General features: G+C 73.0%; 23 protein-coding genes and 1 pseudogene. 11 read left to right on the top strand and 13 right to left on the bottom strand.

Annotated features, from left to right (window positions below; genetic code table 11):
- Window positions 1-125: 125 nt before the first annotated feature.
- Together ygfZ and CKY47_RS02150 are read right to left on the bottom strand one after the other, a co-directional pair.
- The gene (gene ygfZ / locus CKY47_RS02155; protein ID WP_306743876.1) at window positions 126-1,220 is read right to left on the bottom strand and encodes a CAF17-like 4Fe-4S cluster assembly/insertion protein YgfZ; all 1,095 of its coding nucleotides are present in this window, start codon (window positions 1,218-1,220) and stop codon (window positions 126-128) included.
- Complete coding sequence (locus tag CKY47_RS02150) at window positions 1,217-1,681, bottom strand: Fur family transcriptional regulator (protein ID WP_306743875.1); 465 nt, start codon at window positions 1,679-1,681, stop codon at window positions 1,217-1,219. The genes ygfZ and CKY47_RS02150 overlap by 4 nt, the downstream gene beginning before the upstream one ends.
- A gap of 34 nt (window positions 1,682-1,715) precedes the next feature.
- Between CKY47_RS02150 and CKY47_RS02145 the strand changes: the two genes are divergently transcribed.
- On the top strand, window positions 1,716-2,675 hold the full coding sequence (locus CKY47_RS02145; RefSeq protein ID WP_306743874.1) for an aminodeoxychorismate lyase: 960 nt from the start codon (window positions 1,716-1,718) through the stop codon (window positions 2,673-2,675).
- Here the strand turns inward: CKY47_RS02145 and CKY47_RS02140 are convergent.
- The 9 genes and pseudogenes from CKY47_RS02140 to CKY47_RS02100 form a co-directional block, all read right to left on the bottom strand.
- Window positions 2,591-3,442: pseudogene (locus tag CKY47_RS02140) on the bottom strand (5-oxoprolinase subunit C family protein); the annotation flags it as partial. The gene CKY47_RS02145 and the pseudogene CKY47_RS02140 sit on opposite strands and share 85 nt — an antisense overlap.
- A complete protein-coding gene (locus CKY47_RS02135) occupies window positions 3,439-4,044 on the bottom strand; it encodes a 5-oxoprolinase subunit B family protein (protein ID WP_306743873.1) in 606 nt (201 codons plus the stop codon). The pseudogene CKY47_RS02140 and the gene CKY47_RS02135, both read right to left, overlap by 4 nt.
- 89 nt (window positions 4,045-4,133) lie before the next feature.
- Entirely contained in the window at window positions 4,134-4,769 is a 636-nt protein-coding gene (locus tag CKY47_RS02130) for a heme-binding beta-barrel domain-containing protein (RefSeq protein WP_306743872.1), read from the bottom strand.
- Between the two features lie 202 nt (window positions 4,770-4,971).
- Complete coding sequence (locus CKY47_RS02125; protein WP_306743871.1) at window positions 4,972-5,274, bottom strand: DUF1416 domain-containing protein; 303 nt, start codon at window positions 5,272-5,274, stop codon at window positions 4,972-4,974.
- A gap of 2 nt (window positions 5,275-5,276) precedes the next feature.
- Entirely contained in the window at window positions 5,277-6,122 is an 846-nt protein-coding gene (locus tag CKY47_RS02120; RefSeq protein WP_306743870.1) for a sulfurtransferase, read from the bottom strand.
- A 28-nt stretch (window positions 6,123-6,150) separates the two neighbouring features.
- Window positions 6,151-6,588: a DUF4395 domain-containing protein gene (locus tag CKY47_RS02115; RefSeq protein WP_306743869.1), complete on the bottom strand. Its 438-nt coding sequence runs from the start codon at window positions 6,586-6,588 to the stop codon at window positions 6,151-6,153.
- Between the two features lie 250 nt (window positions 6,589-6,838).
- The gene (locus CKY47_RS02110; RefSeq protein WP_306743868.1) at window positions 6,839-7,267 is read right to left on the bottom strand and encodes a TlpA family protein disulfide reductase; all 429 of its coding nucleotides are present in this window, start codon (window positions 7,265-7,267) and stop codon (window positions 6,839-6,841) included.
- Complete coding sequence (locus CKY47_RS02105; protein WP_306743867.1) at window positions 7,267-8,058, bottom strand: LmeA family phospholipid-binding protein; 792 nt, start codon at window positions 8,056-8,058, stop codon at window positions 7,267-7,269. Before CKY47_RS02105 ends, CKY47_RS02110 begins: the two co-directional genes overlap by 1 nt.
- A complete protein-coding gene (locus CKY47_RS02100; protein WP_306743866.1) occupies window positions 8,055-8,816 on the bottom strand; it encodes an alpha/beta hydrolase family protein in 762 nt (253 codons plus the stop codon). The genes CKY47_RS02105 and CKY47_RS02100 overlap by 4 nt, the downstream gene beginning before the upstream one ends.
- A gap of 175 nt (window positions 8,817-8,991) precedes the next feature.
- Between CKY47_RS02100 and CKY47_RS02095 the strand changes: the two genes are divergently transcribed.
- The 10 genes from CKY47_RS02095 (at window position 8,992) to CKY47_RS02050 (ending at window position 18,437) form a co-directional block, all read left to right on the top strand.
- Window positions 8,992-9,744 carry a response regulator transcription factor gene (locus CKY47_RS02095; protein ID WP_306743865.1) on the top strand — a complete coding sequence of 251 codons (753 nt, stop codon included), beginning with the start codon at window positions 8,992-8,994 and terminating at the stop codon, window positions 9,742-9,744.
- A gap of 163 nt (window positions 9,745-9,907) precedes the next feature.
- Window positions 9,908-10,786 carry a mycothiol synthase gene (mshD, locus tag CKY47_RS02090; RefSeq protein ID WP_306743864.1) on the top strand — a complete coding sequence of 293 codons (879 nt, stop codon included), beginning with the start codon at window positions 9,908-9,910 and terminating at the stop codon, window positions 10,784-10,786.
- Window positions 10,787-10,978: 192 nt separating this feature from the next.
- Window positions 10,979-12,097, top strand: coding sequence for a phosphate ABC transporter substrate-binding protein PstS (pstS, locus tag CKY47_RS02085; RefSeq protein WP_306743863.1), 1,119 nt, complete (start codon window positions 10,979-10,981; stop codon window positions 12,095-12,097).
- A 34-nt stretch (window positions 12,098-12,131) separates the two neighbouring features.
- Window positions 12,132-13,187, top strand: coding sequence for a phosphate ABC transporter permease subunit PstC (gene pstC / locus CKY47_RS02080; protein ID WP_306743862.1), 1,056 nt, complete (start codon window positions 12,132-12,134; stop codon window positions 13,185-13,187).
- Window positions 13,184-14,104, top strand: a complete 921-nt coding sequence (gene pstA / locus CKY47_RS02075) for a phosphate ABC transporter permease PstA (RefSeq protein WP_306743861.1) — start codon at window positions 13,184-13,186, stop codon at window positions 14,102-14,104. Before pstC ends, pstA begins: the two co-directional genes overlap by 4 nt.
- A gap of 10 nt (window positions 14,105-14,114) precedes the next feature.
- The gene (pstB, locus tag CKY47_RS02070; RefSeq protein WP_306743860.1) at window positions 14,115-14,891 is read left to right on the top strand and encodes a phosphate ABC transporter ATP-binding protein PstB; all 777 of its coding nucleotides are present in this window, start codon (window positions 14,115-14,117) and stop codon (window positions 14,889-14,891) included.
- A 162-nt stretch (window positions 14,892-15,053) separates the two neighbouring features.
- Complete coding sequence (locus CKY47_RS02065) at window positions 15,054-15,455, top strand: hypothetical protein (RefSeq protein WP_306743859.1); 402 nt, start codon at window positions 15,054-15,056, stop codon at window positions 15,453-15,455.
- A gap of 12 nt (window positions 15,456-15,467) precedes the next feature.
- A complete protein-coding gene (locus CKY47_RS02060) occupies window positions 15,468-16,019 on the top strand; it encodes a hypothetical protein (protein WP_306743858.1) in 552 nt (183 codons plus the stop codon).
- A gap of 16 nt (window positions 16,020-16,035) precedes the next feature.
- Window positions 16,036-17,646 (top strand): PPE domain-containing protein, encoded by a 1,611-nt coding sequence (locus CKY47_RS02055; protein ID WP_306743857.1) that lies wholly within the window; start codon window positions 16,036-16,038, stop codon window positions 17,644-17,646.
- Window positions 17,643-18,437: an ESX secretion-associated protein EspG gene (locus CKY47_RS02050; protein ID WP_306743856.1), complete on the top strand. Its 795-nt coding sequence runs from the start codon at window positions 17,643-17,645 to the stop codon at window positions 18,435-18,437. The genes CKY47_RS02055 and CKY47_RS02050 overlap by 4 nt, the downstream gene beginning before the upstream one ends.
- 75 nt (window positions 18,438-18,512) lie before the next feature.
- Here the strand turns inward: CKY47_RS02050 and phoU are convergent, their stop codons facing one another.
- Complete coding sequence (gene phoU, locus CKY47_RS02045; protein WP_306743855.1) at window positions 18,513-19,178, bottom strand: phosphate signaling complex protein PhoU; 666 nt, start codon at window positions 19,176-19,178, stop codon at window positions 18,513-18,515.
- A gap of 80 nt (window positions 19,179-19,258) precedes the next feature.
- On the bottom strand, window positions 19,259-22,471 hold the full coding sequence (locus tag CKY47_RS02040; RefSeq protein WP_306743854.1) for an LCP family protein: 3,213 nt from the start codon (window positions 22,469-22,471) through the stop codon (window positions 19,259-19,261).
- Window positions 22,472-22,588: the final 117 nt, after the last annotated feature.

Below are 22,588 nucleotides of genomic sequence, written 5' to 3'. Positions count from 1 at the left end.
CAGCGTGCCGGCGGGGTCGGCGATCGGCTCCGGCGCAGGTCGGGGGTGTTACCGGTTTTCCGGACCGGACACCCGTCCGGCACCGGCACCGCCCGGCGCCGGCCCGGGTGCCGGACGGCCCGAGGTCAGCGGCCCAGGTTGCGCGCGGCCTGCCTGCCCAGGCCGGGGGTGTCCGGCGGCACCGAGTCGGGGTCCACGGCTGCCTGCACGCGGCGGTCCTCGGCGCCCACCAGCAGCTCGGTCTCCGGCGGCACCGAGCGCTTCACGAGCGCCAGCGCGACCGTGCCCAGCTCGTGGTGCAGGGCGACGGTGCCGACGCGGCCCACGACCCGGTCGTCGACCAGGACCGGGTCGCCGGTCTCCGGCTGCACCTCGCGGGAGCCGTCGAGGTGCAGCAGCAGCAGCCGGCGGGGCGGCCGGCCCACGTTGTGGACCTTGGAGACGGTCTCCTGGCCGCGGTAGCAGCCCTTGTTCAGGTGGACCGCCTCGTCGATCCAGTTGGCCTCGTGCGGGATGGTCTTCTCGTCGGTGTCCACGCCCAGCCTGGGGCGCAGGGACTCCACGCGCAGCGCCTCGAACGCCCAGCTGCCCGCCGGTCGCGCCCCCGCGCCGGTCAGCCGGCCCCACCTGTCGGCGAGCTCGGAGCGCGGGACCAGCAGGTCGACCGCGTGCCCACCGGGCCACGACGCGCGCCGGGCGAACCCGCCGCCCTCCAGCGCCACCACGCCGTGCGGCGCGTCGGGCGCGGTCACGCCCACCGCGGCGAGGACACCGGCGGCCTCCGGGCCGAGCACCGTCAGCAGCGCCAGGTCGGCGGACGCGTCGCGCACCTCCACCTTGGACCAGAACACCATCTTGGTGAGGTAGCCCAGCAGGTCGCCCGCGCGCTCGGACCCGGTGTCGAGGTACACCGCGCCGCCGACGTTCGCCGCCGCGGCGTGGTGCTCGACCCGCCCCTGCACGTCGAGGATCAGCATCTCGGTGGCCCGGTCCTCGCCGAGCGCCTCGAAGTGCTGGCTGGTCAGCGAGTGCAGCCAGGTCAGCCGGTCCTCGCCGGACACCGCGAGCACGGCCCGGTTCGACCGGTCGACGACCACCGCCGACCGCACCGCCGCCCGCTGCTCGGCGAACGGGTCGCCGAAGTGCCACGGCACGCCCTGGTCGGGGTTGCCGTCGAACGGCGCGACGGCGCCGGGCGCGGTCAGCAGCGGTGAGTTCACTCGGACTCCTCTGGTCGTCCGCCGGCCGGTCCACCGGCGGCGAGGCACTCGCGGCACGTGCCGGACAGCGCGAGGTGGCTCGCATCAAGCTCGAACCCGTACTCGGCCTCCAGTGTTCCCCCCAGCGGGGACATCAGCTCGCACGGGATCTCGTCCACCCGCCCGCACCGGTGGCACACCAGGTGCACGTGCTCGTGCGCGTGGACCGAGTAGTTCGGCGCCCCGTGCCCGAGGTGGGTGTGCCGGACCATGCCGAGCCGGTCGAGCAGGTCGAGCGTGCGGTAGACCGTGGTGATGTTCACCGCGGGCGCGGTGACCCGCACGCGCCGGCAGATCTCCTCGGGGGTCGCGTGGCCGAGTTCGCGCACCGCGTCGAGCACGAGCTGGCGCTGGGGCGTCATGCGCATGCCGCGGTCGTGCAGCGTCTCGCGCAGGGCTTCGGGGCCGCTGACGGTGTCCACGAAGGCCATGTTAGGACGTGAGTAGGCTCGCGGTATGCGCGTGCTGGCACTGCTGGACGGAACACCGGCCGACCCCGACGCCCCGCTGATCCGGGTCGACGACCTGGGCCTCCTGCGCGGCGACGGCGTCTTCGAGACGATCCTCGTCGTCGGCGGCGAGCCCCGCGAGCTGGGGCCCCACCTGGACCGGCTGGCGCGTTCGGCGGCGATGCTCGACATGCCCGAACCGGACCTCGCGGCGTTCCGGCGCGCCGTGGACCTCGTGCTCGACACCTGGTCCGGCGGCCCCGAGATCGCCGTGAAGCTGGTCTTCACGCGCGGGGTGGAGGGCGGCGACGGCACGCCCACCGGGTTCGCGCTCGGCATGGACATCTCCCCCAAGGTGATCGCCCAGCGCGCCGGGGGCATCTCCGCGGTCACCCTGGAGCGGGGGATCGAGCCCGGCCTGGCGGAGCGCGCGCCGTGGCTGCTGCTCGGCGCCAAGTCGCTGTCCTACGCGGTCAACATGGCCGCGCTGCGCGAGGCGGAACGGCGCGGCGCCGACGAGGTCGTGTTCACCACCTCGTCCGGCTCGGTGCTGGAGGGGCCGACGTCCACGCTGGTCATGGCGCGCGGCCGGACCCTGACCACGCCCCCGTCGACGCTGGGCATCCTGCCGGGTACCACGCAGGCCGCGCTGTTCCGGGCCGCCGAGCGCGCGGGGTGGTCGGTCGAGGTCGCGCCGGTCGACGTGGCGGAGCTGTACCCGGCGGACGGCGTGTTCCTCGTGTCGAGCGTCCGCAAGATCACCCGCGTGCACACCCTGGACGGCAAGGCCCTGCCGGACTCGACCGGGCTGCACGCCGTGCTGGACGGGCTCTACGAGTCGGAGTACCGGGCCGCTCCGGGCCGCTCCGGGCCCGGCGTGCCCGGTGCGAAGACCAGCGGGGTGCCCGGTGGCGCCTGGCCGAGCAGCGGCAGGGCGTCGGGCGGGACCACGCCGATCACCGGGTAACCGCCGGTCGTCGGGTGGTCGGCGAGGAACACCACGGGCGCGCCGTCGGCCGGCACCTGCACCGCCCCCGTGACCAGCCCCTCGCTCGGCAGCTCCCGCCCCACCCGGCCGGGCTCGCGCTCCAGCGCGGTCCCGGTGAGCCGGACGCCGACCCGGTTGCCGCGGTCCGACACCGTCCAGCGCCCGGCCCGCAGCTGCCCCGCCGGATCGGTGAACCAGTCGTCGCGCGGCCCGAGCAGCACCGGCACGACCAGCACGTCCGGCACGCGGACCGGCACCAGCACGTCCACGCCCACCGGGACGCCGGTCGGCGTGCCGAGGGGCAGCACGTCACCGGGGGCGAGCGGCGCCGGGCCGAGGCCGGAGAGCAGGTCCGCGGACCGGCTGCCCAGCTCGGCGGGCACGTCGACGCCGCCGGACAGGGCGACGTAGCACCGCAGCCCGCCGACCGGCGTGCCCAGGGCGAGCACGTCGCCGGGCGCCAGGTGCAGCGGGGAGTCGCGCGGCACGCCGTCCACCAGCGCGGGCGTGGCCGGTCCGGTGACCGCGACCGAGCACGAGGTCTCGGCGCGCAGCACCAGCCCGCCGAGCAGCACTTCGAGGCCCGCCGCGCCGCCGGGGTTGCCGACCAGCCGGTTGGCCAGGGCGAGGGACGGCGGGTCGAGCGCCCCGGACGGCGGCACGCCGAGGTGCGCGTTGCCGGGGCGGCCGAGGTCCTGCACGAGGGCCTGCGGCCCGGTGGCCAGGACGGTGACGGCGCGGGTCACCGGACGACCTCGAAGCGGACGCGGTGGCCGGGGGCGAGCAGGGCCGGTTCCGGGCGCCGGGGGTCGAAGAGGGGTGCGTCGGTGCTGCCGATCAGCCGCCAGCCGCCGGGGGTCGCCCTCGGGTAGGCGGCGGTGTACTCGCCGGCCACGGCCACCGAGCCCGCCGGGACCCTGGTGCGCGGGGAGTCCAGCCGGGGCTGGCGCAGCGGTCCGGGCAGGCCGACCAGGTAGGCGAACCCGGGCGCGAACCCGCAGAACGCCACCCGGTACTCGGCGCCGGAGTGCAGGTCGACCACCTCGTCGGGGGTGAGCCCCGCGGTCTCGGCGACCAGGTCCAGGTCCGGCCCGTCGTAGCGGACCGGGATCACCACCTCGTGGGACGTCGTCGCGGCCCGGTGGTCCGGGTCGACGCCGGCCAGCGCGGCGCGCACCGCCCCGAGGCCGCCCGGCCGGGTCTCGACCAGCACCGTCCGCGCGGCCGGGACCAGCTCGACCACGTCCGGGAGGTCGGCCGCCGCCAGCGCGGCGCGCACCGCCTCCACCTCGCCGGGCGAGTCCACCTCGACGAGCACCGCGTTGGTGCCGCAACGCCGCAGCCGCATGGGCACAGCTTACGTCCTACATGAGGATTGTTGAACAATCCGAGTGGAGGGCGTCCCACCGCGCGGGACGTCCGACGATCAGGCCGTGATCAGCCCACGATCCGCTTGAGGTGCGCGGACGTGTGCGGCTGGAGCGGTTGGCCCACCATCGCCCGCTCCTCGACGTACGCGAGGTCGCCGCCGTTGACGATGCCGTACAGCCGCTGCGCGCCGGTGACGTCCTTCGCGGTCGCCGTCCGGATCACCGCGTCGGTGCCCAGCTCCCACGACGTCTGGTTGCGCGGCTTGCCGTAGTACAGCTCCACGATCCCGGTGTTGTGCGTCACCAGCACCTCGATCGTGTCGTCCGGCTGCGGGCGCCAGAACCCGGTCTCCCGGGCCGCCTGCCGGATCACGCCGCCGTCCTCGTCGAGCAGCCACGACCGCGCCTCGTAGTACAGGAACGGCCGGCCGTCGTGCGCGAACGTGACCTGCTGCCCGAACCGGTACGGGCCGTCGATCGTCGGGTAGACGACCTCGCCCTCACCGCGCCACACGCCGACCAGCGGCAGCAGCGCCAGGCACGCGTCGTGCAGCGAAGGGCCCTCGCGCAGGTTCGCCGTGTCCGCCGGCACCGGCAGGTCGTCGAACTGCGGCAGGTTGCGCGCACCGGTCACCGACGCGCGCGCCGCGGCGGCCTGCACGGCCGCGTCACCACTGCCCGGCGCGGGCGTCCCGCCGTTCATCCGGGGGCCGGTCACCGCTGGTCGGAGAACAGCCGGTACACGACGTACCCGGCGAACCACACGACGAGCAGGGACACGAGCACCAGGAGCCCTGTGAAGAAGTGTTCCACCAGCCGAGTTTATCGCCACGGCCCCGGACCCCGCCGGTCCCGGTGGCGAACGCCACCGGGACCGGCGGGGGAACAGCCCCGCGGGACGCGGGTCAGGCCACCGCGACCTCGACCGGGTGGACGCCCGGCCCGTCCGCGCTGACCGACGACTGCCCGTTGCCCGAGCGGTGCAGGGCGCGGACCGTCCACGTGCCGGGCGCGGCGAAGAACCGGAAGTCGCCCTCCGGGGAGGACACGACCTCGGCGGTGAACTCGCCGGTCGAGTCCAGCAGCCGCACGAACGCGCCGCCGACCGGCTCGCCCGCCGACTTGACCTTGCCGCTCAGCACGACCTCGTTCGCACCCACCGCGATGTCGACGCCCTGCTGGGGCGCACCGCAACCGTCCAGGCTCATCGTCAGTTCCCCTTGCCGTCGCCCAGCTCGATCGGCACGCCGATCAGCGAGCCGTACTCCGTCCACGAACCGTCGTAGTTCTTCACGTCGCCGTGGCCCAGCAGCTCGTGCAGCGCGAACCACGTGTGCGACGAGCGCTCGCCGATGCGGCAGTACGCGATCGTCTTGCGCGAGCCGTCGAACCCGGCCTCGCCGTAGATCCGGTCCAGCTCGTCGTTCGACTTGAACGTGCCGTCCTCGTTGGCCGCCTTGCTCCACGGCACGTTGATCGCGCTCGGGATGTGGCCGCCGCGCTGCGCCTGCTCCTGCGGCAGGTGGGCGGGGGCGAGCAGCTTGCCGGAGAACTCGTCGGGCGAGCGCACGTCGACCAGGTTGTCGTTGCCGATCGCCTCGACGACCTCGTCGCGGAACGCGCGGATCGTCAGGTCCTGGTCCTGCGCGGTGTACGTGGTGGGCTCGCGCCGCACCACGTCCTTGTCCAGCGGGCGGCCGTCGAGCTCCCACTTCTTGCGACCGCCGTCGAGCAGCTTCACCGAGTCGTGGCCGTAGAGCTTGAAGTACCAGTACGCGTAGGCCGCGAACCAGTTGTTGTTGCCGCCGTAGAGGACCACCGTGTCCGAGTTGGCGATGCCCTTGGCCGACAGCAGCTCCTCGAAACCGGCGCGGTCGACGAAGTCGCGGCGGACCGGGTCCTGGAGCTCGGTCTTCCAGTCGATCTTCACCGCGCCCGGGATGTGGCCACCGTCGTAGGCGGTCGTGTCCTCGTCGACCTCCACGAACACCACACCGGGCGTGTCGAGGTTCTCCTCGGACCACGCGGCCGAGACCAGGACTTCTTCACGGCTCATCGAGCTGCTCCATCTTCATTCGTTCGTGCTACTGAGGTCGGGCGAGGGCGGGTGCGACGCGGCGGAGGAGCAGGAACACCTCGCAGCCGAGGCACAGGCCGAGCGCGGCGTTGAGCAGCGCGGCGACCAGTGCGGCGGAGGTGGCGGCGACTCCGAGCGCGGTGAGCCCGGTGGCGTAGCCGATCGTGCCGACCAGCGCGAACACGAAGCCGACGCCCTGCGCGAACCGCAGCGGGGCGGCCTCCTCGCGCTCGCTCGTCGGCGTGATCCTCGGCTGGACGGCGTACCGGTAGACGTGGCCCCACGGGTTGAGCTTGAGCGAGATGAACGCGCACAGGCCGAACAGCACCGTCTGCGCGGCGAGCAACCGCCACGAGCCGGTCAGCAGGACGACCGCGAGGATCGCGGTGGTGATCCAGGCGCTGAAGCGCGGACCGCGCGGGTCAACTGGGGCATCCTTCGACACGGCGACGACCTCCTGACGGGGACAAGACCGGGTAGTCCGTCTCAGGCGGTGGTAGAGCGCGGTGGCGCGCGCGTCAAGCCGCGCGGACCGCCGGCAACCGCCCGGTCAGCTCGTCGCGCGACACAGGCTGCTGCGGACGCGGCACAGGTCCACCGCGAGTCGCTTGGTCAGCAGCGTGGTCATGGCTGCGAGGGTAACCGCTCGTCCCTGTGGTCGGGAGTGCCGCCCAACTGGTGGGAAAAAGCTCGGTTCACCCGTTCGGCCCAGGAAGGTGTGGGCGCAAAGCCGCAGTGAGCGCGTCCGGTTCCGGGACGCCGCCGACCCGCAGGAGTTCCGCGCCGGACGCGTCCAGCGCGAGGGTCGTGGGCGCCCGCAGCACGCCGAGGGCCTTCGCGACCTCCGGCAGGCCGGTCACGTCCAGCTCGACGTGCCGCAGGCCCTCGGTCCGGTCCGCGAGGTCGCCCAGGAGCGCCCCCGCGCGCCGGCACGCCGCGCAGAACGACGTGGAGACCTGGAGCAGGGTCACCGGCGTGCCCGGGACGAGCAGGTCGCGCACCGGCCCGGGCAGCTCGGGACGGGCGCCGGCGGTGGTGCGGACCCGGCCGTCGCGCCGCTTCAGCAGCACGCCGACCAGGGCCACCGCCAGCACCGCGCCCAACAGGGCCCAGACGCCGGTCATCACCGGTCCAGCGGGATGTCGCGGATCGTGCCCTCCACGGTGAACGCGCCGCTCTCCACCTTCACCGCGGTCGGCGTCACGGTGAAGGGCAGCACGCCCGGGTCGATGGTGACGCTCAGCGCCTCGCGCACCACGCCCAGCACGGCGTCCAGGCCGGCCAGCGCGGTGTCGTCCAGCTCGACGTCGTTGATCGCGATGGCGACCTGGCCGTTGACCAGGGACACCGTGCCGTAGGCGGCGATCCGGATCTGGCGGCTCGCGACCGTCGTGGTGCCCGACAGCTTCACCGCGGCCCGCGTCGGGTCCGCCTGCCGACCCGCGGGCTGCTCGGTGCGCCGGTCCGGCTCGATCGCCATGTCGGAGAACGGCGTCACCTGGTCGACCAGCCGGTTCAGGTCGGCCGCCTGGATCTTCACGCTGCCGCGCACCTGGTCGATCTTGGCGTCGCGCGTGTTGCCCGACAGCAGGTCGGACAGGCCGATGCGCACGTGGTAGAGGTTGGCCCGGATCTCCAGGTCGCGCAGCTGGTCGGCCACCGGCACGCCGGACGCGCTGATCTCGACGTCCCGGTAGTCCCCGGCCAGCGCCTGGGTGATGAACGGGAAGCCGTTGATGCGGACCGAGGGGTCCTCGCTCAGCTGGAACTTGTCCCGCATCTTCTGCGCGACCTGGTACTCGCCCGCCGCCGCCAACCCGAAGTCGGCGGCGACCAGCAACCCGCCGACCACCAGGGCGGCGATGATCAGCTTGCGCCCGCGCGTGGGGCGGCGCTTGGTCTCGGTCGCGGTCATCGTCCTTCTTCTGCTGTCGCGTGGTGCTCGGGTTCGGAGGACGTGCGGCGGTCCAGCCAGGTTGCGATCCGGTCCACCAGGACCGGCGTCATGGCCGACTCGGCGTGCCGGACGCCGGGTTCCAGCCACAGCTCGGCGTCGCCACCGGCCGCGCGGTGCAGCGCCACGGCGTGCGCGGGGCCGAAGTAGTGGTCCTGCTCACCGTGCACGATGAGCAGCGGGGTCGGCGTGATGCGGTGCACCACCTCCAGCGGGCTCTCCGGGGGCGTCGTCCACGGGGCGCCGAGGCGGACGCCCAGCGCGCGGGCGGCGAGGCGGCCGTGCGGCTGCTCCAGCAGCCAGTGCACCCGGCGCATCGCCGGGGTCTCCCGCACCCACCAGCGAGAGGGCGCGCTGACCGCCGCCACGGCGTCCGGCGGGTCCTCGTGCAGACCGGCGTGCCGCAGGGCGATCGAGGCGCCCATGGAGAACCCGACGGTCACCACGCGTCGGTACCCCAGCCGCCGGGCCAGCGAAACCCCGGCCGCGAGGTCGTGCACCTCGTCGCCGCCGACCGTGGACGCGCCGCCCGAGCGGCCGTGGCCGCGGAAGTCCAGCGCGACGACCCCGCCGTGCCGCGCGAAGCGGCGCAGCACCCGTGCCACGAACGGCTTGCGCACGTGGTTGGTGAAGCCGTGGCCCACCACGAACGCCAGGTCCGCCACGGGCGGTGTCGACCTCACGTGCACGCCGTGCAGGGGGACGGCGTCGTGTGACATGGATGTAACAGGCGTGACGCTTGTGGAAACAACTGTGACTCTGACCTGCTGACCTGGGTTTTTCGTGGCTCGCACCGGTATCGTCTCCGTCATCCGCAGGCAACGGGGCCCCGGTCACCGTACTTCGCGCTGCCTGGTCGGTGACCGCACACCGGCCGAACGAGAGGGTGCCGCGATGAGCATCGACGTGCTGCTGCTGACCACCGACTCCGATCCCGAGGCGGTCCTCCCCGCGCTCTCGCTCCTCCCGCACGAGGTCCGCCCGCTGCGCCCGGAGGTCTCGGCGCTGCTGGAAGCCGGCCCGCACGACGTCGTCCTGGTCGACGCCAGGACCGACCTGGCCGCCGCGCGCAGCCTGTGCCGGCTGCTCGACTCCAGCGGCGTGGACGTCCCCGTGGTGGCGGTCGTCACCGAGGGCGGCCTGGTCGCGGTCAACTCCGACTGGAGCGTGGACGAGATCCTGCTGCCGACCTCCGGCCCCGCCGAGGTGGACGCCCGCCTGCGCCTGGTGCGCTCGCGGCGCGGCGCCCAGCAGCCCGGTGGCGACGGCTCCCTCCAGCTCGGCGAGCTGGTCATCGACGAGGCGACCTACACCGCGCGCCTGCGCGGTCGTCCCCTCGACCTGACCTACAAGGAGTTCGAGCTGCTCAAGTACCTCGCGCAGCACGCGGGCCGGGTCTTCACCCGCGCCCAGCTGCTCCAGGAGGTCTGGGGCTACGACTTCTTCGGCGGCACCCGCACGGTCGACGTGCACGTCCGGCGCCTGCGCGCCAAGCTCGGCCCCGAGCACGAGTCGCTCATCGGCACCGTGCGCAACGTGGGCTACAAGTTCGTCCGCCCGCCGCGCCCCGGCAGCGCCCGCCGCGTGGAGCACGTGGACGCGCCGGAGCCGCGGATCGACGACGCGGAGCTGAGCTACCGGATCTGATCGCCGCGCCTCGGATTCGGTGGCCGCGCCTTCGGCGCGGCCACCCCGCGGGAGTTGGCCCGTGGAGGTCGGCCTGCGCGAGTGGCCCGCGGGGTGCCCCCTCGCGGGTCGGTTGCGGTCGACCCGGCGCGAAGGGGCTTCGGTGGCCGGTAGGTTTCACGGCGTGGAATCGAGCTGGTTCGAGGAGCTGTCCCCCGCGCAGGTCGACGAGGTCACCGGCCTGCTCCGCGCCGCCCAGGACGCCGACGGCGTCGCCCCCGTGGGCGAGGCCGTCGTGCTGCGCCTGCGCCCCGGCGCGCGCGGCAGCGCGCACCTGCTGGCCCGGGTCGACGGCGCGCTGGTCGGGTACCTGCACCTGGACGTCTTCGGCGACGCCGACGGCAACAAGGTCGCCGAGCTGGCCGTCCACCCCGCGCACCGCCGTCGCGGCCACGGCGCCGCGCTGCTCGCCGCCGTGGCCGAGCGCGCCGAGCCCCTGCGCGTCTGGGCGCACGGCGGCAGGCCCGAGCAGGAGGCCCTGGCCGCGAAGCTCGGCTACCGCAAGGTCCGCGAGCTGCTGCGGCTGCGCCGCCCCCTCGACGCCGACCTGCCGTCACCGGTCCTGCCCGAGGGCGTCCGGCTGCGCTCGTTCATGCCCGGCCGGGACGAGGCGGCCGTCGTCTACGTCAACCACCGCGCGTTCGCCTGGCACCCCGAGCAGGGCGCCATGAGCATCGAGGACCTCCGGGACAAGGAGGGGGAGGCGTGGTTCGACGCCACCGGCTTCCTCCTCGCCGTCGACGCCGAGGAGCGGCTGCTCGGCTTCCACTGGACGAAGGTGCACTCGGCGACCCTCGGCGAGGTGTACGTGGTGGGCGTCGACCCCGACGCGCAGGGCGGTGGCCTGGGCAAGGCCCTCACCCTCGCCGGTCTGGCGCACCTGCGCGCCGCCGGGCTCACCGAGGTGATGCTGTACGTCGAGTCCGACAACGCCGCGGCACTGGCCGTGTACGACCGGCTGGGCTTCACCCGATGGGATTCGGACGCCCAGTACGCCCGGTAGTGACAAACCCATCACGCCCTGCATACGTGCAGGTCACGGGATCACCCACAAGGCGGTGTCCCTAGTCACCTCCCGTGTGGAGTTCACCTTGCGTTAACCCTGTCCTGGGTGCCTGTCCACCCTCGCTGCCTACCGTCCGTGTCGAGCGGCGGGGGTTCGCCGCGACATCCGCTTCGCAGCTGGAGGACCCAGGTGAAGACCAAGCGACACGGCGCCGTACTCGGCCTGATCGCGGCCGGTGCGCTTCTGCTCACCGCATGTGGCAGCGACGAGAACGCCCCCTCGGGCGCGGCGCCGACGACCGGTGAGTCGTCCACGCCCGTCGAGTGCGGCGGCAAGTCCAAGCTGAACGCAGAGGGCTCCTCCGCGCAGAAGAACGCGATCGACACGTTCATCCAGGCGTACCAGCAGAAGTGCTCGGGCGCCGACGTGGCCTACAACGCCTCCGGCTCCGGCGCGGGCGTGAAGAACTTCAACGCCGGCCAGGTCGACTTCGGCGGCTCGGACTCGCCGCTGTCCGAGAGCAAGGGCGAGGTGGCCGCGGCCGCCGAGCGCTGCCAGGGCAACCCGGCCTGGAACCTGCCGCTGGTCTTCGGCCCGGTCGCGCTCGGTTACAAGCTGGACGGCGTCACCGACCTCACGCTGAGCGGCGAGGTCGCCGCCAAGATCTTCAACGGCACCGTCGTGAAGTGGAACGACCCGGCCATCGCCGCGCTGAACTCCGGCGCGTCGCTGCCCGACAAGGACATCAAGGTCGTCTACCGCTCCGACGAGTCGGGCACCACGGACAACTTCCAGCTCTACCTCCAGGCCGCCTCGAAGGGCGCGTGGACCCAGGGCGCCGGCAAGCAGTTCAAGGGCGGCATCGGCGAGGGCAAGGAGAAGTCGGCGGGCGTCGCGCAGGCGGCGGGCTCCATCGACGGCGCCATCACCTACGTCGAGCTGTCCTTCGCGCAGGACAACAAGCTGTCCATCGCGAAGATCGACAACGGCTCCGGCCCGGTCGAGCTGACGAACGAGACGGTCGGCAAGGCCATCGACGGCGCCACCATCAAGGGCAGCGGCAACGACCTGGTCCTCGACCTGAACTCCATCTACGCCTCCACCACCGCGGGCGCCTACCCGCTGCTGCTCGCCACCTACGAGATCGTCTGCTCGAAGGGCTACGACGCCGACACCGCGAAGGCCGTCAAGGCGTTCCTCACGGTCGCGGCGACCGACGGTCAGGCCGGCCTGGCGGACGCGGGTTACGCTCCGCTCCCCAAGGCGTTCCAGGACAAGATCCTGACCGCCATCCAGGCCATCGCCTGATCCGGCCGGCAGACTCCGCGCAGGCACCAAGGCGATGAACGACCGAACCGTGGTCGAGCGCTCCGCGGGCACCGCTGACAGCGGTGCCCGCGGGGGCGTCCCGGCCGCTCGACCCGACTCGGAGGCTCCGATTCCCCCGACCGCGGAAGCCGAGAACACAAAGCACGTCCGGCCGGGTGACCGGATCTTCGCCGGTCTCGCCACCGGGTCGGGCATCTTCATCGTGGTCCTGATCGGGGCCATCGGCATCTTCCTGCTGATCCAGGCCATCCCCTCCCTGGGGCTCGACAAGGTCAACTTCCTGACCAGCCGCGAGTGGTCCACCAGCGACGTCAACAACATGCGCTACGGCATCCTGGACCTGCTTCTGGTGACCGTGGTGTCGGCAGCGTTCGCGCTGGTCATCGCCATGCCCATCGCCCTGGGCATCGCGCTGTTCCTCACCCAGTACGCGCCGCGCCGCCTGGCCCGGCCGTTCGCCTACGTCATCGACCTGCTGGCCGCCGTGCCGTCGATCATCTTCGGCCTGTGGGGCCTGCTGGTGCTCGGCCCGGTGCTCACGCCCGTCGGCGAGTGGCTCACCGCGAAGCTGGGCTGGATCTTCCTGTTCGCCGAGGGCAACGTCAGCATCGAGATCGGCGGCACGATCTTCACCGCCGGCATCGTGCTCGCCGTCATGATCCTGCCGATCATCACCGCGGTCAGCCGCGAGGTGTTCGACCGCACGCCCCCCACCCACGTCGAGGGCGCCATCGCGCTCGGCGCCACCAAGTGGGAGGTCGTCAGGACCACCGTGCTGCCGTTCGGCAAGGCCGGCTACGTCAGCGCGTCCATGCTCGGCCTCGGCCGCGCGCTCGGCGAGACCATCGCGCTGACGATCATCCTCAGCGGCACCGCCGCGATGTTCGGGTGGAGCCTGTTCGACGGCGGCGCGACGTTCGCGTCCAAGATCGCGCTGGCCGCCCCGGAGTTCAACGACCCGCGCATCGCGGGCGCCTACATCGCGGCGGGTCTCGTGCTGTTCGTGCTCACGTTCGGCGTCAACGCCATCGCCCGGTCCATCGTCGCCGGTCACAAGGAGTACGAATGACGACGACCGACACGGCGGCCGACCTCGACCGCCTCGCGACGCCGCCGACGTTCCAGAGCGTCAGCGGCTCGCGCAAGTTCAAGAACGCCGTCGCCACCACCCTGGTCTACGCGGCGTTCCTGATCGCCATCGTGCCGCTGGTCTGGGTGCTGTACGTCGTCATCCAGCGCGGCTTCCCGGTCATCCTCGACGCCGACTGGTGGCAGAAGTCGCTGTCCGGGCTGCTGTCGCGGCAGCAGGGCGGCGGCGTCTACCACGCCATCTACGGCACCCTGGTGCAGGGCCTCGTCTGCGGCATCATCTCGGTGCCCATCGGCCTGTTCGTCGCCGTCTACCTCGTGGAGTACGGCGGCCGGTCGAAGCTGGCCAAGGCCACCACGTTCATGGTGGACATCCTCACCGGCGTGCCGTCGATCGTGGCCGCGCTGTTCGTCTACACGCTGTGGATCACCTACTTCGGCTTCGGCCGCAGCGGGTTCGCGGTGTCCCTCGCGCTGGTGCTGCTCATGGTGCCGGTGATCGTGCGGACCACCGAGGAGATGCTCAAGATCGTCCCCGACGAGCTGCGCGAGGCCTCCTACGCGCTGGGCATCCCGAAGTGGAAGACGATCGTGAAGGTCGTCGTCCCCACCGCGCTGTCCGGCATCGTGACCGGCATCATGCTGGCCCTCGCCCGTGTCATGGGCGAGACCGCGCCGGTCCTGGTGCTCGCCGCGTACGCGCCGTACATCAACTACAACCTGTTCGACGGCCCGATGGCGTCGCTGCCGCTGCTCATGACGTCCGAGCGCAACAACCCGACCCAGGCCGGTTTCGAGCGCATCTGGGGCGCGGCGATCACCCTCGTGCTCATCATCACGCTGTTCAACCTGCTGGCGACCGTGATCTCGCGGTGGCTGGCTCCGAAGACGAAGTGAGCGGGCGGTCATGGCCAAGCGCATCGACGTGAAGGACCTCAACCTCTTCTACGGCAAGTTCCACGCCGTCGACGGGGTCTCCCTGGCCGTGCCGCCGAAGAACGTGACCGCGTTCATCGGGCCCTCCGGTTGCGGCAAGTCCACCGTGCTGCGGTCGCTGAACCGCATGCACGAGGTGGCGCCGGGAGCCCGCGTCGAGGGCAAGGTGCTGCTGGACGGCGAGGACATCTACGCCTCGTCCATCGACCCGGTGCAGGTGCGCCGGACCATCGGCATGGTGTTCCAGCGGCCCAACCCGTTCCCGACGATGTCGATCCGCGACAACGTCGTGGCGGGCCTGAAGCTCGCGGGCGAGCGGAACAAGAAGAAGCTCGACGAGGTGGCCGAGCGCTCGCTGCGCGGCGCCAACCTCTGGAACGAGGTCAAGGACCGCCTCGACCGCCCGGGCGGCGGGCTGTCCGGTGGTCAGCAGCAGCGCCTCTGCATCGCCCGCGCCATCGCCGTGCAGCCCGACGTGCTGCTGATGGACGAGCCGTGCTCGGCGCTGGACCCGATCTCCACGCTGGCGATCGAGGACCTGATCACCGAGCTGAAGAAGGAGTACACGATCGTCATCGTGACCCACAACATGCAGCAGGCGGCGCGGGTCTCCGACCAGACCGCGTTCTTCAACCTGCTGGGTGTCGGCCAGCCCGGGCGGCTGATCGAGGTGGACGACACGGAGAAGATCTTCAGCAACCCCAGCCAGAAGGCGACCGAGGACTACATCTCGGGTCGCTTCGGCTGAGCGGTGCTCCGGCCGAGAGCCCTCCCACCTGCGGTGGGAGGGCTTTCGCGCGTTCGGGTGACGAGGGAACCCGCCGGTGGCGGCGACCGTCAAAATCGAGACACGGTCCTCCGTCCGGGGGTACCGTGACGGCTGGGATCGGCGGACTCGCAGGGGGTAATCGTGGCGCCGGAAGGTGCGTGGAGCGTCCAGTCCATGCAGGCCATGACGGCCAACATGCAGGGCCTGAAGGCCGCGGCCGACTCGGGTTCGTTCGCGATCAGCAAGGCCGGCGCCGAGGCGTACGTCAACGCCATCCAGAAGGCCCAGGACGAGCTCGTCTCGCTGGAGATGGACCTGGTCTACCTCAGGCAGGAGACGAAGCTGGGCACCAGCCCGGACGGGCAGAGGATGGCGCAGTACAACATGGACGGGGCGTTGGGTGGTCCCGGGACCACCGGCATCGTCCCCGCGATCGAACAGCTGAAGACGGCGCTGGAGGAGGCTCGACTGGCCATGGTGAAGGCCGTCGAGAACTACGGCCAGGTCGACGACGACTCGGCCGACGGCCTCCGGCGCTACTGAGATGGGGATGTCTTGATCAGGAACCTGGTTGTCCGGTCCGTGCTGCCGGTCGCCGTGCTGGGCGCGGTGCTCGCGGGGTGCACGAGCACGCCGGGCACCCCGACCCCGGAGACCACCGGCGCCGCGACCGCCACGACCGGCGGCGCCACTTCTCCGACCACCTCCGGCGCGGCGGCGGGTGACGGGCTCGCGGACTTCGACGTCTGCGCGGAGCTGGAGGGCGTGGCGTCCGCCCTGGGCCTCACCGAGATCGAGCGTAAGGGCGCCCAGGACTGCGAGGCCCGGTACGCGGGCCGGATCGGTGTCCGGGTGAAGGCGCAGCCGGAGTTGGGCGTCGAGGAGTTCGTGCCCGGCTCCGACTCGAAGATCTCGGACCTGCCACTGGGCGGACACCGTGCCAAACTCGTGACGGCCCCGCTCACCACGAGTTCGTGCGCCGTGACGATCGAGGTGACCCCGTCCTCGCGGGTCGACGTGGTCTCGTCCTCGCCCGCCACCCAGGAACAGGCGTGCGAGGCCGCGACCAAGGTCGCGACCGCAGTCGAACCGAAGCTCCCCAAGTAAGCCAGAGGAGGACGTCGTGGCACCGCCGAACTCGAACTCGTCGCAGAACAGCCAGGCCACCCAGGTCACCTACGCCGGGCAGACCGAAGCCGAACTGCGCGCCGAATACGAGCGTGAGCGGGCCGCGAACCCCGGGCTGTTCGGGGCCATCACCACGCTCGACGACTACGTGCGCTACAGGCAGCAGTCGGCGCAGTACCAGCAGGACCAGGAGCGCAACCTCGAGCAGGTCGTGGAGACCTACCGGCCGCCGATGAGCCCGGCGGGGTCGTTCTACATGGGCTACGACCACAAGGCCCTCAAGGGCATGGTCACCGACAACATGGTCCCGAGCACCGCGAACGACCAGGGTGAGGCGTGGACGCGGGTCGGCAACACGCTCGCCCAGCTCCAGAGCGACCTCACCAGCGCCACCTCCGCCAGCAAGGGCGCGTGGCAGGGCAAGGCGGCCGAGGCGGCTCAGGGGTACTTCACCAACGTCGCCACCTGGTCCGGCAACGCGGCGCAGGGCGCGCAGCTCACCGGCAACAAGCTCTACACCCAGAGCCAGGCGGCCGAGGCGGCCAAGAACTCGATGCCCGAACCGGTCGAGTTCAGCACCGCCGACGCCTACAGGATGTTCTTCTCCGAGCCCAACCCGTTGAAGTGGGCCGAGACGATCGACCAGATCGAGCAGAAGTTCGAGGAGAAGCAGCAGGCCCACGAGCGGGCGGCCGAGGTCATGACGACCATGTCCACCAGCTTCCAGGAGGCCGGTTCCACGATGCCCGCCTTCTCGCCGCCCCCGCCGATGGACGGCTCCGGCGGCAGCGGTGACCCCGGCGGCAGCGGGGAGAGCGAGATCGGCACCCGGCCGACCGTGCCCAGCAGCGTCGGCACGGGGACGGGTACCGGGACCGGGACCGGGACCGGCACGGGAACGGGCTCCGGCTCCTTCGGCGACGTGAACATCCCCGGCGGCGGCGGCGGCGGCGGTGGCAGCGGCAGCGGTGGCGGCAGCGGTGGCGGCAACACCAACCAGTCCGGCTGGAACGGCATCACGCCCCCCGGCGGCGGCGGTGGCGGTGGCGGTGGCGGCGGTGGCGGCCAGAACGGTGGTGGCGGCGGCAACATCTACCCGCCCGGCGTCTACCCGCCCGGCGGCACTCCTCCCGGTGGTCGTCCCGGCGTGCCCATCCCCGGTGGACGGCCGGGCCAGACGGGTCCCGGCGGTCGGGGCGTGCCCGGCGGCGGCCCCGGTGGTCTCGGCGGGCGCGGCATGCCCGGCGGCGGTGGTGGCGGCGGGCTCGGTGGCGGGCCCGGTGGCATGGCGGCGGCCGGTCGCGGCGGTCTGGGCGCCGGTGGCATGGGCGGCTTCGGCCCCGGTGGCGCCACGGGCGCGCTCGGCGAGAGCGCGCGCACGGGCGCGGGCGGCTTCGGTCCCGGTGGCAGCGGCGGCCTCGCGGGCGCCGGCGCGGCGGGTGCGGCCGGTCGCGGCGGCGTGGGTGGCGTGGGTGGCGTGGGCGCCGGCGCCGGTGCCGGCCAGGGCGAGGAGGACAAGGAGCACAAGGCGGCGTCGTACCTCGTCGAGACCGAGGACGTCTTCGGCGACGGCACCATGGTCGCCCCGCCGGTCATCGGCGGGTGAGCGTGTTCTCGTTCGCCCTGTCGCACGCGGCGGCCGACATGCTCTGGGAAGACCTGAAGCTCGGCAGCCGGCCCTACCCGTTCGACTTCCCCTACCTCGGGCAGACGTTCGACGAGCGGCGCGGCATCCGCAACGCCGTCTACCGCGACCTGGAGTCGCGCGGCCTGGCCGACCGCGGCCGGGTCGCGCCCCGGGTGCAGGAAGCGCTCACCCTGCTGGTCAAGTTCGACTACTCGCTCAACGCCATCGCGTCGCTCGACGCGCGCAACGTCGAGCGCCAGTTGCTGGCGCGGGCGGGTGCGGCCGGTGAGAACGCGGTGCTGGCCGTCATGGACGACCGGCAGATCAAGATCGACCTGATGCGGTCGGCGACCCTCGTGCGCGCGGTCGTGGAGCTGATCCCGGGCAACCGCCCGGGGCCGGGTCAGTCGATCACCGTGCCGATGTCGGCGCAGACCCCGCCACCGCCGCGCCGCGACGACGACTTCGGCAACGCGACGTTCACCCGGGCCATGGCCCCCCGCAGCACGGCGGCCACGCAGGTGCGCGCGCTGGAGGCGGTGTTCGAGCGGCAGCGGCTGCGCGCCGGCCAGTTCGGCGTCACCGTCCGCGGCAGGCACGGTCGCGAGCAGCGCGCCCCGCAGGTCGCGTGGTTCGACAACGACCAGGGCCGCTACATGTCGCAGACCCGACAGGGGCAGGACGGCCGGAAGTGGCTCACCCACGCCCCCGCCGACAACCCGCGCATCGCCGCCCAGCTCACCCAGGAGCTGAACGCCCTGATGGGCTGAGCCCCACCCGCCGGACCCCTCGGGGGACCTGCGGACGGGACCTGCGAACCCCCGGACGCGAGCCCGGTCGCGGACCTACGACTCCTCGGAGCCGCCGTAGCCGGGCATCCGCCCCGTCACGACGAACACGGTCCGCTTGGCCACCGACACGGCGTGGTCGGCGAACCGCTCGTAGAACCGGCCGAGCAGCGTCGTGTCCACCGCGGACGGGACGCCGTGCGCCCAGTCCTTGTCCATGATCACCGTGAACAGGTGGCGGTGCAGGTCGTCCATCGCGTCGTCGGCGTCCTCCAACGACCGCGCCCGCGCCACGTCCTGCGTGCGGATGATGTCGGTCGCCTCGCGCGCCAGCTCGACGGCGATGCGGCCCATCTCCGCGAAGTACGGCTGCACGGTGTCGGCCAGCACGTGGTTCGGGTGCCTGCGCCGCGCGGCCTTGGCCACGTGCAGCGCCAGGTCGCCCATGCGCTCGACGCTCTCCGCCGCGTGGATCACCGCGAGCACGATGCGCAGGTCCGTCGCGACCGGCGCCTGGAGCGCCAGCAGCGCGTACGCCTGCTCCTCGATGCCCGCGCGGACGTCGTCGATCTTGACGTCGTCCCCGATCACCTGCTCGGCGAGGGCGAGGTCCGCGCCGAGCAGCGCCGCGGTCGCGCGCTCCATGGCGTCACCCGCCATCGCGCACATGTCGGCGAGCTGCCCCGCGAGTTGTCCGAGCTGGTCGTGGTAAGCCTCACGCATGGCGGTCAGCCTACGTGCGGGTCGTCGCGGGAACGACCCGCCCCGGTGAACCCGTGGTGAACCCGAAACGTCCAGTTCGCTCAAGCACAGGGGTCCTCCGCCGCGTTGACGACCTCCAGGTCCTTGGGCGGCTGCGGCGTGCCGGGCTCCTGCTGCCCGCCACCGGCCCCCGGCGCCCGCACGACCTCGTCCCAGCCGGGCCCGATCAGCAGCTCCACCGCGCCGCCCATGGTCGGGTCGGCCACCAGCGTCGCACCGGGGACGGACGCGGCCAGCGTCGCCGCGACGTCCTCGCCGCCCGTGTAGTACTTGATGATCGTCTTCTCGGCGGCCTCGCCGTTGCCGCGGAAGACCACGTCGTAGCCCAGTTCCTCCAGGGCCAGCTTCGTCGAGTTCGCGAGGCCGGGCGAGTCGGGGTCGCCGTTGAGCACCTTGACCTTGAGGCCGTTCGGGTCGACGACCTTGCCCGGCTTGGGGCCCGCGGGCGCGGGGGTCGGCGCGCCGGACGTCGTGCCGGCCGCCTGCGTCGAGGGGTCCGGCTTCTCGTCGGGCAGCGGCGTGCCGTCGATGATCGACTGGAACAGCGCCTTGGTCTCCGCCTCGCGCAGCATCTCGATGTTGTCGTCGTTCGACAGCGTCGGGCCCTCGTCCGTGTAGTGCGGGACGGTCACGAAGCTGACCCGGCCGGCGTCGAGGCTGCGCAGCGACTGCGCGAGCGTGAGCATGTCGTTCACGCCGATGTTGTCGCCCACGGTGGCCGCGGCGAACGCGTTGAGGAAGCTGTTCAGCTTGCCCGGGTTCAGCAGGATCTCCGACGACAGCGCCTTGCGCAGCAGCGCGGACAGGAACTTCTGCTGCCGCGTCACGCGGTCGTAGTCGCCGAACTGCTCGCCGGACACCTTGCGCGCGCGGACGTAGTCGAGCGCCTTGCCGCCGGTGATCTGGAACCGGCCCGCCTGGTCGAAGATCGTGCCGAGCTCGTCGTCGATCATCGGCTTCGGCACGCACACCTCGACCTCGCCGACCGCGTCCACCATGCCGCGGAACCCGTTGAAGTCCACGCTGATGAAGTGGTTGATCTCCAGGCCGGTCAGCTCGGTCATGAACTTCGCCACGCACCGCGGGCCGCCGTCGGAGTAGGCCTGGTTGGCCTTCGCGCCCTCCAGCGGGTCGAGCTGCGTGCCGGTGTACTGGCCGGTGCCGGAGTCCCACTGCTCGCACGCGGGCCGCGTCACCGTCAGGTCGCGCGGCACCGAGACGACGACCATCCGCTTCCGGTCGGCCGGGATGTGGGCGAGCATCAGCACGTCGGACCGCGCGCCCGGCGCCGCCTCGGTGTCACCGACGCCGTCCTGCGTCTTCGCGCCCGCCCGGCTGTCCGAGCCGACGATCAGGAAGTTCTCGTCGCCCAGCTGCTTCTCGGCCTCGTGGACGGCGGCGGAGTTCGAGCCGAGCGCGTCGACCTCGACGAACTTGCTGTCGATGTAGAGCATCGCGCCCCAGCCGAGGCCCGTGGACACGAACACCAGCACGGCCGCCGCCAGCGAGACCACCTTGACCGTGCGCACGATCCTGCTGTGCTTGGCCGTGCGGCCGCGGCGACGGGGGCCGTCGTCGCCGTCGAGGACGGCGACCGGGGAGGCGTACTCGGTGGCGTCCTCGTCGTGGTCGGCCTTCCACGGCATCAGCTTCTGCCGGCGCTCCTTGCGGAGGCGCTCCTGCTCGGCCAGCTCGTCGTGGACGGCGGAGAAGCGGGCCAGCGTGTGGTCGACCTCGCGACGCTTCTTGACGTCGTCGCTGATGGCCTCCATCTCGGTGGTGAGGCTGGCGGGGTCGATCTGGTCGCGTGGTTCCGGCCCGCTCGGCGTGGCGTGGGGCGGCGTGGCGTGGGGCGGCGTGGCGTGGGGCGGCGTGGCGTGGGGCGGCGTGGCCTTGGAGGGCGCGCCCGCACCGAGGCGGTCCGCGATGGCGGGCTGCTCGGCCACGTCCTCGGCGAAGCGCCGACCGGGTGCGTCGGGCGCGGCCGGCGGCCCGTCGACGGGTCCGGTGGCGAGTCGGCGTGGTGCGCTGCCGTGGTCCTGCTCGTCCACGGGGTTGCCGACGGGGCGGCGGGGGCCTGCCGGGGTGCCGGGTCCGGTGGCGAGTCGGCGCGGTGCGCTGCCGTGGTCCTGCTCGTCCACCGGGCCGCCGGCGAGGCGGCGGGGCGCGGCTCCGCGGTCGAGGTCGTCGGGTGGGCCCGCGAGTCGGCGCGGGTCGGCGGGCCTGTGGGCGTCCGGGGGCATGGGGCGTCGCCCGGTCCCCTCGTCCGGCCGGGGACCCATCGGACGCCTGCCGGTGCCCTCACCGGGGCGGACGGGCGGTTCCGGCCCGTCCTCGGCGAGCCGGCGCGGCGCGTTGCCCTCCGCGAACCGGCGGCCCGCGGGATCGCCCTCGGCGGGCTGGCGACGCGGGCCGGCACCGTCCGGAGCGCGTCGGGGATCGACGTCCTCGGGGCGCGGAGCCGGTCGACGAGGACCGTCCGGCGGCTCGGGCCGGGCACGGCGACCGGTGTTCTCGCCCACGCGGTGCGGGACGTCGGCCGCCGGGGCGTCCACGGGACGGCGGAGGTCCGGACGGGGCGGGTCCTGCCTGGACACGTCCTGCCTGGGCGTGTCCGGGCGCAGCGCGTCCGGTCGGGGACCATCGGGCCGGGGAGCGTCGGGCCTAAGCCCTTCGGGCGGCACGGGACGCGCGCGGCGGCCGGTGTGCTCACCGGGACGCGGCACGTCCGGGCGCACGGGAGGCGGCGGAACGGGGCGCTGCGCGTTCGGGTCGCCCTCGGCGTAGCGGCGCGGCGGTTCCGCGGCACGCCTGCCGCCACCGGGAGCCTCCGGCGGCTCCGGGCGTGCCCGCCGACCGGTGCCCTCACCGGGATGCCGGACCTCGGCGGGCCGGCTGTTCGGCGCGCGCCGCGGGCCGTCCTCCGGCATCGGGCGGGGTGCGCGCGTGCCGGTGCCCTCGTGCGCGGGCGCGAAGAAGTCGTTGGGTGCCGCGGGGCGCCTCGGCGGCTCGCCGTTCGGGGCCGGGGTGACGCGGTCCGGCGCGGACGGCGTGAAGTGGTCGGGTGCGGCACGTCGGCCGGTGCTCTCGGGTGCCGGTGCCGGTGGCGGCGCCGGCGACCGCGTGCCGTTCGGCGCGGGTCCGGCGGGGGGCGCGGGCGGTTCGGGCGCGGCACGGCGTCCGGTGTCCGCGGGGCCCGGCGGGACCGGCCGGGGGATGTTCGTGCGGCTGTGCTGTTCGAGCAGTTCGGACACGCTCAGCCCGCCATCGTCAAGCGACCTGCGGCGACGTCCGGTCGGCTGGTCGTCCTGCGAGGCGTGGTCTCCACCGGGTCCGGGGCCGCCACGGCGGGGCTCGTCGGGCACCCGGGC

Origin of the sequence: Saccharothrix longispora (genome assembly GCF_030852425.1) — a bacterium.
Taxonomy (GTDB): Bacteria; Actinomycetota; Actinomycetes; order Mycobacteriales; family Pseudonocardiaceae; genus Actinosynnema; species Actinosynnema longispora.
The sequence above is the reverse complement of the archived record's forward strand: the minus strand, read 5'-3'. Positions and strand labels throughout refer to the sequence as shown.

Excerpts from the sequence above, each read along its gene's own strand:
- CKY47_RS02095 (WP_306743865.1), top strand. The coding sequence starts at position 8,992 with ATGAGCATCGACGTGCTGCTGCTGACCACCGACTCCGATCCCGAGGCG.
- CKY47_RS02120 (WP_306743870.1), bottom strand. The coding sequence starts at position 6,122 with ATGAGCCGTGAAGAAGTCCTGGTCTCGGCCGCGTGGTCCGAGGAGAAC.
- CKY47_RS02135 (WP_306743873.1), bottom strand. The coding sequence starts at position 4,044 with ATGCGGCTGCGGCGTTGCGGCACCAACGCGGTGCTCGTCGAGGTGGAC.
- CKY47_RS02125 (WP_306743871.1), bottom strand. The coding sequence starts at position 5,274 with ATGAGCCTGGACGGTTGCGGTGCGCCCCAGCAGGGCGTCGACATCGCG.
- CKY47_RS02100 (WP_306743866.1), bottom strand. The coding sequence starts at position 8,816 with ATGTCACACGACGCCGTCCCCCTGCACGGCGTGCACGTGAGGTCGACA.
- CKY47_RS02110 (WP_306743868.1), bottom strand. The coding sequence starts at position 7,267 with ATGACCGGCGTCTGGGCCCTGTTGGGCGCGGTGCTGGCGGTGGCCCTG.
- pstB (WP_306743860.1), top strand. The coding sequence starts at position 14,115 with ATGGCCAAGCGCATCGACGTGAAGGACCTCAACCTCTTCTACGGCAAG.
- phoU (WP_306743855.1), bottom strand. The coding sequence starts at position 19,178 with ATGCGTGAGGCTTACCACGACCAGCTCGGACAACTCGCGGGGCAGCTC.
- pstC (WP_306743862.1), top strand. The coding sequence starts at position 12,132 with ATGAACGACCGAACCGTGGTCGAGCGCTCCGCGGGCACCGCTGACAGC.
- CKY47_RS02130 (WP_306743872.1), bottom strand. The coding sequence starts at position 4,769 with ATGAACGGCGGGACGCCCGCGCCGGGCAGTGGTGACGCGGCCGTGCAG.
- CKY47_RS02105 (WP_306743867.1), bottom strand. The coding sequence starts at position 8,058 with ATGACCGCGACCGAGACCAAGCGCCGCCCCACGCGCGGGCGCAAGCTG.
- CKY47_RS02145 (WP_306743874.1), top strand. The coding sequence starts at position 1,716 with ATGCGCGTGCTGGCACTGCTGGACGGAACACCGGCCGACCCCGACGCC.
- pstA (WP_306743861.1), top strand. The coding sequence starts at position 13,184 with ATGACGACGACCGACACGGCGGCCGACCTCGACCGCCTCGCGACGCCG.